At 38.8% G+C, this 14,003-nt stretch carries 12 protein-coding genes; 6 read left to right on the top strand and 6 right to left on the bottom strand.

What is annotated here, in order from left to right; genetic code table 11:
* Positions 1-19: 19 nt before the first annotated feature.
* The 3 genes from C1A11_RS09045 to C1A11_RS09035 are packed head-to-tail and all read left to right on the top strand — an operon-like array spanning position 20 to position 1,723.
* Positions 20-259, top strand: a complete 240-nt coding sequence (locus tag C1A11_RS09045; RefSeq protein ID WP_102050153.1) for a hypothetical protein — start codon at positions 20-22, stop codon at positions 257-259.
* Between the two features lie 11 nt (positions 260-270).
* On the top strand, positions 271-1,062 hold the full coding sequence (locus C1A11_RS09040) for a hypothetical protein (protein WP_145995744.1): 792 nt from the start codon (positions 271-273) through the stop codon (positions 1,060-1,062).
* Positions 1,055-1,723, top strand: a complete 669-nt coding sequence (locus C1A11_RS09035; protein WP_102050151.1) for a hypothetical protein — start codon at positions 1,055-1,057, stop codon at positions 1,721-1,723. The genes C1A11_RS09040 and C1A11_RS09035 overlap by 8 nt, the downstream gene beginning before the upstream one ends.
* Positions 1,724-1,944: 221 nt before the next feature.
* Here C1A11_RS09035 and C1A11_RS09030 read toward each other — a convergent pair whose 3' ends face one another.
* The 6 genes from C1A11_RS09030 to C1A11_RS13820 all read right to left on the bottom strand — a co-directional run bounded on the left by C1A11_RS09030 (position 1,945) and on the right by C1A11_RS13820 (position 10,261).
* Positions 1,945-2,895 carry a PDDEXK family nuclease gene (locus C1A11_RS09030; RefSeq protein WP_102050150.1) on the bottom strand — a complete coding sequence of 317 codons (951 nt, stop codon included), beginning with the start codon at positions 2,893-2,895 and terminating at the stop codon, positions 1,945-1,947.
* Between the two features lie 218 nt (positions 2,896-3,113).
* Positions 3,114-4,973 (bottom strand): UvrD-helicase domain-containing protein, encoded by a 1,860-nt coding sequence (locus C1A11_RS09025; protein WP_102050149.1) that lies wholly within the window; start codon positions 4,971-4,973, stop codon positions 3,114-3,116.
* 1 nt (position 4,974) lies between these two features.
* Entirely contained in the window at positions 4,975-7,194 is a 2,220-nt protein-coding gene (locus C1A11_RS09020) for an ATP-dependent endonuclease (protein WP_102050148.1), read from the bottom strand.
* A 205-nt stretch (positions 7,195-7,399) separates the two neighbouring features.
* Positions 7,400-9,220: an ATP-dependent nuclease gene (locus C1A11_RS09015; protein ID WP_102050147.1), complete on the bottom strand. Its 1,821-nt coding sequence runs from the start codon at positions 9,218-9,220 to the stop codon at positions 7,400-7,402.
* A 746-nt stretch (positions 9,221-9,966) separates the two neighbouring features.
* On the bottom strand, positions 9,967-10,119 hold the full coding sequence (locus tag C1A11_RS13825; protein ID WP_180950305.1) for a hypothetical protein: 153 nt from the start codon (positions 10,117-10,119) through the stop codon (positions 9,967-9,969).
* Positions 10,100-10,261 carry a hypothetical protein gene (locus C1A11_RS13820; RefSeq protein ID WP_180950304.1) on the bottom strand — a complete coding sequence of 54 codons (162 nt, stop codon included), beginning with the start codon at positions 10,259-10,261 and terminating at the stop codon, positions 10,100-10,102. Before C1A11_RS13820 ends, C1A11_RS13825 begins: the two co-directional genes overlap by 20 nt.
* A 629-nt stretch (positions 10,262-10,890) precedes the next feature.
* On the opposite strand from C1A11_RS13820, the gene C1A11_RS09005 reads away from it, so the two are divergent.
* The 3 genes from C1A11_RS09005 to C1A11_RS08995 are packed head-to-tail and all read left to right on the top strand — an operon-like array spanning position 10,891 to position 13,988.
* Positions 10,891-12,228 (top strand): ABC transporter substrate-binding protein, encoded by a 1,338-nt coding sequence (locus C1A11_RS09005; protein WP_102050145.1) that lies wholly within the window; start codon positions 10,891-10,893, stop codon positions 12,226-12,228.
* Positions 12,229-12,288: 60 nt separating this feature from the next.
* Positions 12,289-13,170, top strand: coding sequence for a carbohydrate ABC transporter permease (locus C1A11_RS09000; protein ID WP_102050144.1), 882 nt, complete (start codon positions 12,289-12,291; stop codon positions 13,168-13,170).
* On the top strand, positions 13,170-13,988 hold the full coding sequence (locus C1A11_RS08995; protein ID WP_102050143.1) for a carbohydrate ABC transporter permease: 819 nt from the start codon (positions 13,170-13,172) through the stop codon (positions 13,986-13,988). The genes C1A11_RS09000 and C1A11_RS08995 overlap by 1 nt, the downstream gene beginning before the upstream one ends.
* Positions 13,989-14,003 lie beyond the last annotated feature (15 nt).

Raw genomic sequence — 14,003 nt, 5'->3', positions numbered from 1 at the left:
TTGTTATGAGGAGGTTAAAATGGGATTTCTTATTTTATGGGTCATCTGTTCCGGTGTGATTTGGTTTGTGTATCACAGTATTTTTGATGTGATGTATTTTGAAGGCGGTTTTACAAGGGAGTTAGTAAAAGTCGCCGCTTACGGGTTAGTTGGGAGCTATTTGATTTTAATAGGCTTTGCGAAAAATCCTTTCTTAGCAACCGTGGTCACAATTATCGCCGTAATCGCTCTATATTCTCTTGCCAAGAGCAGAAAGTAGCGAGGTTTAACATGAAACATCAATCTTTGCACCCATGTCGTTTTGCGGAGTGTGCTTTGTTCCTTCTATTATTACTTAGTTTCACCGGCTGTGGGGCACAAAACAGCTCTGATTTCATAAGCTTTGAAATGCAACCAACCGCCCTCATATCCCATGATTCGCCGGGTTTTCCGTACACCAATGCTGACAGCTTTGTACAGGATGCAGCTACCGGCAGTTATAATCTTTATCCGAAAACTTGCAGCCCTTATTTGGATTCAGACGAACTGCGCCAAGAATTAGAGGATATGATTTCGACCGGCAAGCAAAACAGTATTGGCCCACAGGTTTTAGTAGATCGCATATCCGGAAAGGTTACTATCGGGTTTCCAGGCAGTGGTTTTCAAAATATCTCTGCCAAAAAATTATTCGATACAGACAATCCCTATGAAAAAGCACCTGTTCTTCTTTCAGAGGGGAACTCCTTGAAAAACACAGAATATATGGTTTATCAGTTCATCATCGATCGACTTGCCGCCACAGTGGTAATTGAACGCTATATCGATCAATTCCCTATCGCAGTACCACCAACCTTAGATGAAAGGGCAGCGCTTGAAAGCTCCTCTGTTCCGGCAAATGGTGAGACTGAATCTGCTCCATCAATAACCTATGGCGAAGCCGGCAGTATTGCGATTTATTACTGCGGCGTAGAGCAGTTGGGTGAGCCGTCAAGAATTTTATACTGCCACATGAGTGATGAGGAAATCTATGCCTTCTGCACAATGTTGAGCCGGTTAGAATTGGAGGGTGTTCAGAATGGATAACGACAATAGGCATCGCAAATGGCTCCGGTGCGCATCTTTCCTGCTCTGCGTAGCCGTTATGCTCACATTCTCTTCCTGTGGAAAACAAACCAGCATTCTCAAGGGCTCTTATTCCGAGCGAAAAAGCAAATACGTGAATAAAGAAATCGGCCTTAAATGGGAAAAGCCGAAGGATTTAGACGCTTATTCAGGGACTGCGATAGATGGAACCGTACATGATTCCTATGTATATTCTCAATTTTGTATTAGCGATTTGCAGGGCGCCACCTATGGTCCGACCTATGCGATTGCTCTGACGATTTACGACGTGGAAAGCACCAAATTCCCCAATGATTTTGTCGCAGGAAAAGAAAAGACAGACCTTACCGCTGCCGAGGTAGCAAATCAGCTGCTTCTAAACAGACTGCCGAGTGATCCCGCCAAGCGTTCTTTATCCGATGCACGAATTTCAGAACCCACCACCAAGAAAGTCGCCGGTCGCTCTTACGCTGCTCAGAAGCTGGTAGTGACCCATTACGAGCGTGAGGGCGACACCACACAGTCCTGGATCGCACTGGTGCGGAAAGTGGATCACGTGTTTGTCTCCATACTGATTTCTTATGAGGGCGACAGCTGTGACCTTGCAATCCAAAAAGCTATGGAAGGATTTAGCAAGGTCTAGGCACTCGCCCCCAGCACAAAGTTGCGCCATTCCATTGCCGGACAAATCGTTCCATACGATTTTCCACCTTACCAAAGAACAGCATTGGCTTTTAAGGCCAATGCTGTTCTTTTTATGTGAAAACGCAGCTGCATTCTTATGGCGTTGTTGTGGGGTTCGTGGAATAAACATAATCGGAAGTCCAAAATAAGTGATATATCTAATAACTGATCCACATGCGTTTAGACGTATAGAGACTCTCTGGCTCTTTCAAGTTCATATTTATCTATGGAAATCATCTTGATAACTGGACGGCTGTGTTCGGTAAAATATACAATCATATTTGCAAAGAAGCTTGCTTTACAATTAATGGCTTCCTTTTTCATTTCAAGCTCGTTTTTGGCATTATCCAACCACAGTTTCAAAATATTATCAGGTAATTGAAATATATATGTTTGTTCTCCTGTGTTCAAACTCCACGGCTGTGTTGGTTCATTCCAATGTAAAGAATAATAGTCAGAGAATTGAGTTCGTTCACCAGTTGTTCGATACAAAAACAGCATTTGCCCCGAATTGGTAATTGCCACAGCCATATACTTTCCAACCCTATCAGCAAAGTCTATGATTTGAGTTTCTATCTCGCCATCTCTAAATTCGTTCATATATAGTCTATGTTGATTTTGATAAATACCCCTATTACTAATTAATTCACAAAATTCATTCCAAAATGGCATTCTATTAAATTCCAGTAAAGGAATACGATATGTTGCCGCAAATTTTTGGGCAGGTACAGTATATCCACTTATGGATGCAATCGCCACTTGATAAGAATATCTTTCAAAACTATAAACGACGCCATTACGATTCTGCCGACGACGAGCGGTCAACTCGTTTAAATCTACGATCTCAAAATTATTAATATCCTCCCTTAGACCTAAAACACTCCTTACAGTATTCAAACCAACTTTTCTACTGTAATCTTTACACTCTACTAGTAATCTTGTTTTAGAATAAAATGGTGTTTGAACAGGAGGCTCCAATAGTACATCAGCATTATGCGCTTCTCCCAATCCTTGAATCATTTGACCGGGAGCACCATCAAATATATACAAACCATCAGACATAACTTCTGAAAACCCAATATTTAATAGAATGCGCTTTACAAGTATTTCAAAGGCTTTACCAAGTTTCATATTTTTTCTCTCATTTTATATAATTTTATTGTATTTGTTTTTGGATTTGCTAAACATCGGCTTTAGTTTATATTATTTCTATAACAAGGAACTACGAAGCATAAACATTAGGCAACGTTTAATTAAGATAAATCCTTCTTTGCACAAATCCAATCTTCTTACTAAATATCTTTCCAAGTTTGCTTTATTACATTTATTTAAGTAATCATATCTTGTCATTACAAGAGCTCAATTTCTTCAACCGAGAACCAGCCGTTTGAAATTGCAGTATCCTTGACTGCGTTTTTATCATTCGTGTAAGCCACAACTGACAAACTTTTTTCTGCTCGCGTACATGCTACATAGAAAAGTCGTGTCGTTCTTATTATTCCCGTGTCCTTGCCTTCGCGTTCATTTTTGATATCTGTTTCTGTTTTGGCCTTCGCACCGAAAAGCTTCTCATAGCTAAATAGGAATCCTTTGGCCTCGGCATCATCCATAATGACCATAACTCTAGGGAACTCTAAGCCTTTTACACCTTGGTGCGTAGCAAATTGGGTATTGTCAGTGACATATGCCGAATATCTTTCCAACTTATCAAAAGGCACAGACAGTGCTTCTCTTAAAGCGGTTATCTTTTTATCCTCATCTGCTGTTGTGCCAGACAAAATTTCGTCTACACGATCATTAAGGAAAAAAAGGTTAGTTTTTTTGATGACCTTTAATATATCAACACAAGTAGGGATAGATCCGTCCTTCCAGAGTAAGAGCAATTCTTCGACTGCTTTTTCGGCGGATTCAAGCAATTTGCTCTGATCTGTAGAGTTTTCTAGGAAAGCCTTTTTGCCTAAAAGAGGGGAAGACTGTCGCACAATTCTTGAAACCTCAAAGTCATTGCCGCTTTGATATGCTTTTATTAAGGGAGAAATAACATTTGCTAAAAATGATATTTCAGATATTGATCCATTACGTAAAGATGTGCTGAAGGAATCTATTTCGTTCAGCGGGGAATACAATTCAAGAAATCCAAATCTACTGGCAGCCATATGGTGCTCTAGAATCAGACTTTTATATTGTGTGGCATCAAGCCATGCTTTGTCATTAGTTTTCTCAGACATAGCTTTAGCGGCTTGATGTTCTACTTCTTCTTTATTAGCAGAAGAATCAGCTATAAATAAACGTACTGTTCCTGTTTCAGCATCAGTGCGTGGCCGCTGTTGCTGTTTATCAATAGTCTTCCTGATTGTATTGGCAAGCTCAACTATGCGCGTAGCACTACGATGGTTCATGACTTTTTCGGGTTTTTCCCATTCATCGGGAATACAATCGGCCAGATTGTCCTTGCCATCCATATATATTCTCTGCATGGTGTCACCAAACATGCCAATAACAAATCTGTCTTTATATTTTTCGTAAACGATAAGCAAAGCGTCAACAAGCTCTTTCTTTGTATCTTGGCTCTCATCAATTAACAAGATGGGATATTTACCGATTAGGATTTCCTGCATGGTTTCTTCGGTAGCTATAAATTCGGAGCCCATTTTAACGACTTCGCTATGGTTTAGAGAATCATAGCCCACATTATCTCCATTAGGATTGTAGGAGAATTTCTTTATGGTATCAATTTTACTAATGCGAACCGTTTTCTTTTTTATCTCTTCCGCTCTTTTAATGGCGGCATCACCGCCACGTCCTTTAGCCTGTTTTTCGTTTAACTCTGCAATATCTCTTTTTAGAGATTCGATAATCCAAGCTTTAATATCAGGCTGATAGTTTTTAATCAGTTCCCATAGGAAACTGTGAATGGTAGATACCGCAAAAATCGGCTTATACTGAAGTCTTTTAGAAATTTCGTCGCAAGCAGCGTTGGTATAAGTTATAACTGCAATTTGTTTTGAATATACGGACAATTTTGCTCCCATTTTCTTATCTAAGAAAGAAAGCGTATTAATTAAGCTCCGCGTTTTGCCAGAACCCGCTCCCGCAAACATAAAGAAGCTTTTGGGATTATCTTCAGAAAAACATATTCTTATTTCATCATCCACATGATCATCTACATAGTTATCCGATAATGGATGAGTAACTTTTATATCTTCCATTTCAACACTCCTTAGGGCGCAGAATAGTTTGGAGCCACTCTAATCCTTCCGCAATATATGGAGGGACCGTAAGCTTACCGGGATCAACGGCATAAATTAAATCCAGAGCAAATTCAGCTTTCTGATCACTTTTTCCAGTTCTAAGCTCATCATATATTTGCTTATGTATGTTATCAAATGGCTTTTCAGCATTGAGTGCGGCATTTACTTTCTTAAGAAGGTTCCCAGCCTCACCTGCATCATCGTCCTCAAGCTTAAGATCTTTAAATAGTTTATAATTCGCATAAACCATACAGTCCTCAAAGGTGCTGGACAGCACCTCTGTCGGAACTCCCTTAAAATCAATTTGCATCGGAGTCTGATAGGCAATTCGTACAGAGTACATGTAAGGGATATTACATTCAGACTCTTTTTGTTTTTCCCCAAGATCAAGAAGTTTGTCCAAATCTTTTTCTTTAATCAGCCAATTTGTGATAGCATAATTACTACTTATTAGTCCTTTGTTCCGTTCAGGGCGAACTGCCTTATGGTGTCCGCTTGGTTCAGCAGAATCCAAATCAGAAATCACTAATGTTGGTAAGCATAGCTTATCAATCAAAGGACTTAGACGATGTGAATGACGGCCACTTATGCTAAGTATCGAAACATATCTTTGATGCAATTCCGGATAATGTTCTTTTATAAAATGCGGTACCAACATACTTTCAGCGGAACCTTCAACTAATATAGCAGCATCTGCAAAGAATAAGTCACAATGGGTTGTTTGCAGGTATCGCGTTACAAATTTGTCTGTTTCATCTTCATTACCGAATACATCAGATAGATTAATTACTTTTGTCGTAGCAACATTACAGCTCGCACATTCAGGAAGTCGTTTGAAATAGCGTAAATCCGCAAAGTCTGTCTCGCGTGCAATATGGCTGGAATGGGTGCTAATAACAAGCTGTGTGGCAAAATTCTTATTTTCTTTCAAAAACTTATGATTTCTTAATACCGAGTAGGCTTTTCGTATAAAAACTTGCTGAACCTGCATATGCAAATGTGCTTCCGGCTCTTCCACTAAAACTAGATGCAACGGCTCAATTGTATCTGGAGTATCCTGTGTTTGCTGAGCTTTTCCCACTCTCATCCAACTATCTCTAAAACTCATAAGATCAAATACCATTGAAATTAGATTCTGATAGCCCAAACCATTATATTTTTCCGGCAACTTTAGTGTCTCATCGTTTTTACTAAGGGCATATTGCACGGCAGAATCATGTTTCAATGTTTCACCTGTACTAATTTTAGTTATAATCGTAATTTTAGGATCGGTTACTCCGGGATAACCCAAACCTTCTAGTTCCGAAATTGCAGGGGCAAATTTATCGGCTAGATTTTTATCAAAAACACCTCTCGCTTGTTCGGTGACTTCCAATATTTCTAAATCCTCAGAGGTAGGGAGTTTTTCTGGATCTAAGTGCTTGTCATAATAGCTCCGCATCTGGGCAGATAATTGTTTCCGTGACCTTTCATTTTCATCAGAAGAATCCGGATCAAAAAATCCACGCTGGGCATCAATCATATCGATCCTGATAATACCCTTTAATGGGTTATCTGTGAAACATTCCATTGAATAAGGGGTTGATTGTGGTGGTTCTGCTAATGACTGTTTTGGATCAAGTACATATGACTTAATAGAAAAATACGCATTTAATTTTTTGTCTAAAAAATCACACAAATTCCTTGGGTATAGACTTATATGAACTGCTTCCTTTTCTCTTCCCGCAGCTTCAGTAGTACGAGCCGCAGAATAAGCATCCCGATATTCGGCAAATATTTTTGAAATATCTTTGGGCTGAAAGGCTAAGCGAACTCCAAGCTTTCCTCCGCGCCATTTTAACGTAGGAATGATACTTGCTACATAGTGAATTTCGCTATGCTCAACTTCTAGCCAAACATCCATCATAGGCACAAGATTGTCCCATTTTACCAAGTCTTCTGGCATCTGGCATCTTTCCGCTGTCCATTCTTCACCAATTGCATTTATTGCAGTACGGTTTGAGATAGTAAAATCATTAAAAACAAAGCCTCTTCCTGCTAAAAATTTACCTAATGCATCCATAGCTGAAGTTTTTCCGCTATTATTAGCCCCAACGAACAAAGTAGTATTCTTACTGAAATCTATGTGGCACTGTTGCAGTTTTCGGAAATTCTGAACATGTATAGATGAAATATTCATATCACGTCTCCCTGCTTTCTGTTTTGATATAAAGGCATTACGGCATATGCATTTCTTGGGGTGTAATTTGCAGTATTATATAGCCGTGCTTCTATCTCTCATAAGTGTGCATTTTTGTTATGATTTTCCGCTAAACAAATTGCGTATTATTGCTACAATCGGTTGTCCACCAATTAAACATAATATGAAGTTGATCTTTTTGGTTTTAATTTATCAGTGTATTGAGGATATCCTGATGACAATCATAGATATTTTCGGTACTTACCCTTGATAAATAAAAAGCGATTATTGTATCGTTATCTAACTTATCAGTTTGAACTTCATAATTGGCAATAATTCTATCATGAAGTGACGATAAAAACATATTTAATATAGGTTTAGTCATAATGTACTCAATATTGTCACTATTTATTTCTGCTAACATATCATGTAATGATAAATGTTTATATTCATCTCGTACTTTAAATTGTCGGTTAAAATGCCGTTCTAACTCTATATGAACAGTATCCAAACAGTCCCTAACCTTTGTAGCGTATTCATTTTTTAATTCTTGAATTATTGCTTTAACTATCTCGTATTTAGCGTTATCTAATTCATAATAAGCCAAAATCAAATCGGTCAGTTTGTCGACTTCATGTATAAATGTGGACTCTATCCCATAACCTGCTTGAAAAACAATTTGCTTATTTGTTGCTGTAATATATGTTTTGCTTTTTTTAGATGACTTTTTCTGTTTGGAAATAGGCAAACAATCAGAATCTCTAATGACTATCCATTCAGCATCTTCTTGAACTATTTCATTATACGCTCTTGAATAAGACACTAATTTGTCATTTAAGGCATCAATTCCATCAAGCTTTTCAATAAATATACTTGGAAGTTGAACATCATTTATTTCTTTGTATTTCTCTAGAAGCTGATTAAAAAAAGCAACATCGGTTTGTCCTTCACATAACACTATTTTATTAGCTACCCTAAGCCTATCAACTTTATCAACATCACCGATTAAATTTTCTAAAATCAAATATTTATATCCTTGCTCAATAGGAGAAATGATACCGCTTTCTTTTTTGGCGGCATTAATGAATAGTATCTCTTGTTCAGGTATGTAGGAAATGAATTTATCATTGTGCGTAATAACAAATGTTTGGCTATTATCTATGCTTCTAAGTTCCTTAATCAATTCTTTTTGTAAAGACATATGCAAATGTGAATCTGGTTCATCAATTAGTAATATATATATTCCTGCTTGGGTGTATTCTAACGATGAAAATATTTCCGCGATCTGCAGAAAGCCACTGCCTTGAGACAAAATATTGGTGCCATTCACAAGCAGTCTTATATATGTTTTATTATCTTTATCAATCTCACTAAAACTATAAGATGAGCCTAAGACATTAGTTATGTGCATTTCTATCAATTCTTTAACCTGAGTTGATTTCACTATTTTATTCCTTAATACTTCGTAACCTTTTCCTCGAGATATTTTATCTATTACTTGGCTTTTGTACATGTATGGCTCTTTTGCAACTATATTGGCAATAGGTCTTGATTCGCATATTATCAAAATATTAGTAAGGTTAAACTCTGAAAGCTTTACAATATTTGAAAATCTATTAAATTCATCTCTATTTATATATGATGTTTGTAAGTACGCATTGTCTAGTGTTAAAACTTTTGTTATCTGAAAACCAAGTGCACAGGTATTTCCATTATATTTTATTATCAACTCGATTTCGATATCTTTGCAATCTTTATAAAGATCATTGTTTACTAGATCCTTGTCTTCAAAAACCCTTAAGTATTCATTATCTGAAAAAAGAATATTTTTGGACGTTGCATAAAATGATTTCTTGTCACTTTTTTGAATGCACGCATCATAACAAATTTTCCACAGGTGAATAGCCTCGAAAACGGAAGTTTTACCAATATTATTTTGCCCGATTATAACATTAAAACGATCATTGCAGTCAATAACAATTTCTTTGATTGATTTGAAATTCTTTATCCGAATTTTATCAAGCATAAAAAACACATCCTCTTATAAATCAAAATTACCATGAACCCATATATAGAAATTACCTGTATGACAATAATTTGTTTAAAAACCTTTTCATAGCTACCATTTTATGCATAGTCATTATTCTCTCTGCCGATTCTTGCCACAATGGTGGCAGTGTATATCTATTGCGTATTCTCCAACATCCTGAATTAAGGATAGGACACACAAGTAGAACTATATTCTTTGTTATGACGAACCAGTTCCGTATATAGCACATTTTTGTTTAACTTCAATTCAACAACTGTTTTGTCCATTTTTATCTCTCACTTAGATATGGATTAATTATACCGCCAAGCCCATTGATTTGGGTAACTGTCAGTTTCTTATTATTGCTATACTTAGTTTTTCCTTACACACAAAACGCCGTACAGATATTCTCTGTACGGCGTTAATTGTTTGCTATGCGGTGGAATTTGCCTACCGTATATCTTTTATCCCAGTATATTCCAAATTTTTACATTTTTCAACTATATCTGCTCTTTTCTGTCACAGAAGAAATTGACCATACACATTACTCGAGCCCATACCCACCAAAACTTTCTTGTGCCAATAGGCTATACCCTAATCGGTCTCGCTTTCTTTGCGATAAACGGTATCAATAAACTTGGTTTTCTTTTTTGGGACGTGCCCATAAGCAGACCCATCTGATAGGCACTGCTCGTTGTCGTTTTCGGGCAAAAATACACGAGACGAAACGGCGTCGAGGTTTGTTAATGCAAAGTTTTAAACCCGTTTTCGGCGGCATACGCAAGCAGCGGTTCTACTTGCAGCTGTCCGTCAGAGTGGGTGATATGATTGTGCAGCTCTGCGCGAATATACTTCGTTACTTGTATTCCTCCATGGTCAAGAGTAAGCCGTTTCATCTTCCAGCAAATTCTTTTTATCAAATACAAATTTCAGCCGTACATCTGTTAAGGCTTTCGGCAAAACGATGTTATAAGCAATGTGCCCCACAAAGCCTTGGGGCAAAACGCCTTTTACAGTATAGAATGTCTGAGCTTGCACCTCAGTCTGCCTTTTGTTTTTTGTGCTTTGATTATAAAAATAATTGAAAACCACAAACACCAACCCTATGACAAAAAACGGTAAAAAAAGTAAAGTGAGTAAACTTGGCCAATTTGTTTTGTGTTATAAAATACAGATGTTTTAAGTCATGCATGTGCTGCTCTTTTGAAAAAGTTATACTTATGAATTAACTTTGCTTACAATAAAAAATAAAGATAAGCCTTGTAGGCTTATCTTTGAAATTCAGCAACACTAAATAAAATCAGTCTGCTTTTGCGATGTGGTAATTTAATCTATAAATGCAATTTAATAGCAACAAAAACAACTTAAGTGAGCTATTTAAACTGAAGCTTTTGGATATGCACATTTCTCTTAAATTTTTTCGTCGCAAAGCAAAAAGTTGCTGAGATAGAATCATTGCGGCTTTTCGGCTAGCATTTTGTGCAATATATCCCAAGCTGCGCACAACAATACTGCACATTGGCTAGTTTTTGTTTTCTTTACATCTTTCTTTTCCATTTTTTACATTTACCTGCTTGCTTGGTTACGGTACAATAGGAGCCGTTAAAGGGGGCTTTTGTGTGAAAGGCTACCCAAAATTTTGTTTGAGAAAAAGGAGGAACTATTTCATGAAAAAACTGATTGCCTGTGTTTTAGCGTTAAGCCTAGCTCTTAGCATGACCGCTTGCGGCGCTACCTCTGCCAGTGGCAGCACTGCTTCCGGCTCTGCAAAAACAGATTCCACTGCTTCCAAAGGAGAACCCGTCACCATTACCGCTCTTATTCAGCAGTCCCGAAACTTTGACGGACTGCAGGCGATGATCAAGAAACTGGCAGAAGAAGAAAACATCATCGTCGATGCTCAGATTGTCCCCGATGACGAAGCACTGAACATGATTAAAATGAAGCTGAACTCCGGCGAAGCACCTGACATTATCGACTATAACGTGCCTGCCATTTATGACATTGTAAACCCCGCAGAATATTTTGCCGATATGAGCGACGAAGCCTGGACACAGCGTCTTATCATCCCCGATAACGTCGCCTGCAAAACCGATGGCAAAATTTATGGTTTCCCGTTCCTTTCTGTGCCCGGTCTGCACGGCTTTACTTACAATAAAGACGTTTTTGAAAAAGCAGGTGTCACTGCTGTGCCCTCTACTTGGGATGAGCTACTTGCCGCTTGCGAAAAAATCAAAGCTGCTGGTATCACACCTATTTTCATGCCGAAGGACACTTGGGTGCCTCAAATTTTGATGACCGATAACTTTGCAAAATCACTGGGCGATGAAGGCGCGCAGGCGTTTGCAGACAAAGTTATGAAAAATGAGACCCAATGGACCGATGTGCCCGAATTTGCAGCTGTCATCGACAAATATCTTGAGCTCTATAAAAAAGGCTATGTCAATGACAACTTCACTTCTGCCGTTTATGACGACGCTATTGCGGCAGTTGCTGATGGCACTGCTGCTATGCATTTTAACGGCGATTTCTTCGCAGCCAGCGTGCTTGAAGCAAATCCCAACGCTAATATCAGCATGTTCCCGATGTCTATAAAAGATGGCGTGGATGTGATTACCGAAAATATGTCCTCTGCTGGATTTGTCGCTTACAAAAACTCTAAAAATCTTGATACTGTAAAAAAAGTTTTTGATTTGTGGTCTACCCCGGAATACGCTAATCTGTATTTCGCAGATCGCCCTGCATTCCCTGCTTTTAAAGATGTTGACGGTGGCCCGGTACCTGCTTATTTGCAGAAAATCAATGAAAAGTACATCAAAACAGGCAAGGCAATGCCTGAGTTCAACTATTACGTAATGAATCTGAATGCACTGTGTGAGAGCAGCCTGTATGTATATTATGTGGATGCACCTGCCAAAGGCAACATGGACGGTAAAGCCATTATGGAGAAATTTCAGAAAGATTTTAATCAGTACATGAAAGACCAAGGTGCTCAGGGCTTCTAATCAAACAGCAAAGCGGTCTGCCTTGGCAGACCGCTTTTTTTATAAAAGGAGGCCCTTTGAATGAAAAGCAAAAATCAGCGCACAGCCTATCCTTTATGGCTGGCAGGCCCCGGTCTGCTAGTATATTCACTCTTCTTTATTGTTCCTATTTTTACTGCATTTGGCTACTCTTTCACCAACTGGAATCTGGACCATATGCACATTGCGAGCTGGGTAGGTATTAGCAATTTCGTCAGCCTTTTGAAAGACGAGATCTTTTTGCGTTCAATTGCAAACACTCTCATCTTTGCATTATTTACGACATTTTTTAAAACTCTCATCGGTTTATTGCTTGCTCTACTGGTGGTAAAAAAGTTCCCCGGCAACAGCATTTTTCGTACGCTGTTTTATCTGCCTTGTGTATTAAGCACTATGATTGTTGGATTGCTTTTTACGGCTATTTTAAAACAAGACGGCCTGCTGAACAATCTGCTGAACAGTCTGGGGCTATCTTCTCTCACACGAGATTGGCTTGGCTCTTATGGCAGTGCTATGGCTTGGATTATTATAGTGGAAATCTGGATGTGGGCCGGCTTTAGCATGTTTATTTTCATTTCCGGTCTGCAGGCAATTTCAAAAGACTATTACGAAAGCGCACAGCTTGAAGGCGCAACGTCATGGCAGCAGTTTCGGCACATTACAATGCCACTGCTTGCCCCTTCGTTTACTGTAGTTACAACATTAAATATAACCGGCGGTCTTAAAGTGTTTGACCTCGTCTATGCACTTACCGGCGGTGGTCCGGGATTTGATACGCAAGTTCTCAGCACTTATGTTTACCGCGCTTTCAGCATGGGACAGCTTGGTCGCTCGAGTGCCGCAGCAATCCTGCTTTCCATTCTGGTTGTTGCAATCACCTTCCTGCTGAACCGGTTCTTAAAATCCAGAGAGGTGGAAACATAATGAAAAAACGATATGTCAAATTACTGCGAACTTTAGCGGCACTACTTATCTCTTCCGTGTTTTTTATCCCTATTCTGATGATGCTGCTTGGCTCTTTTAAAAATCAAAACGAGGTGCTTCATCTGGATCTTAGCCTACCTGCACATTTTGAGATTCAAAACTATCAGCACGTGCTGAGCACCGGTTCTATTTTACGGGGATACTTTAACAGCTTTATTATTACAGTTGGCGCCGTCATATTGATTCTGCTGTTCGGCGCAATTACGGGTATTATTATCTCCCGACGAAAAAACCGTGCTACCAAATGCCTTTATTATTATTATCTTTTTGGCCTTACCGCCACCATGCAGATGGTTACTACTTATACGCTGATGATTGATTTGAACCTCAGCGGAAGCTATCTTGGTGTTATTCTCGTATTTGCTGCTATTAATCTTCCCTTTTCAGTCATGACATTTTCCAGTTTTGTCACCAGCGTACCGCGAGAAATCGACGAGGCCGCGCTGATTGATGGCGCTGGTCCGCTGACTCTAATTTTTCGCATTTTGCTGCCCATCATGCGGCCTGTTATTGTCACCAATTTAATCATTGCGGCTATCGGTGTATGGAATAATTTTCAGGTGCCACTCTATTTAATGAGCAGTGCAAAACGCATGACCATTCCGATGACAGTATTTAATTTCTACGGTTTGTATGCCCGTAGCTGGAACTACGTTTTTGCTGCGCTGACGATTACGATTTTACCGGTAGTTTTGCTTTATCTCTGCCTGCAAAAATATATTGTAGAGGGCATGACAGCCGGGGCAGTGAAAGGCTGATTTTTATAACGAGGT

The organism is Pygmaiobacter massiliensis (assembly GCF_900199435.1).
Taxonomy (GTDB): Bacteria; Bacillota; Clostridia; order Oscillospirales; family Ruminococcaceae; genus Pygmaiobacter; species Pygmaiobacter massiliensis.
Note: the sequence above shows the minus strand (reverse complement) of the source record. Positions and strands in the feature narration are given on the sequence as shown.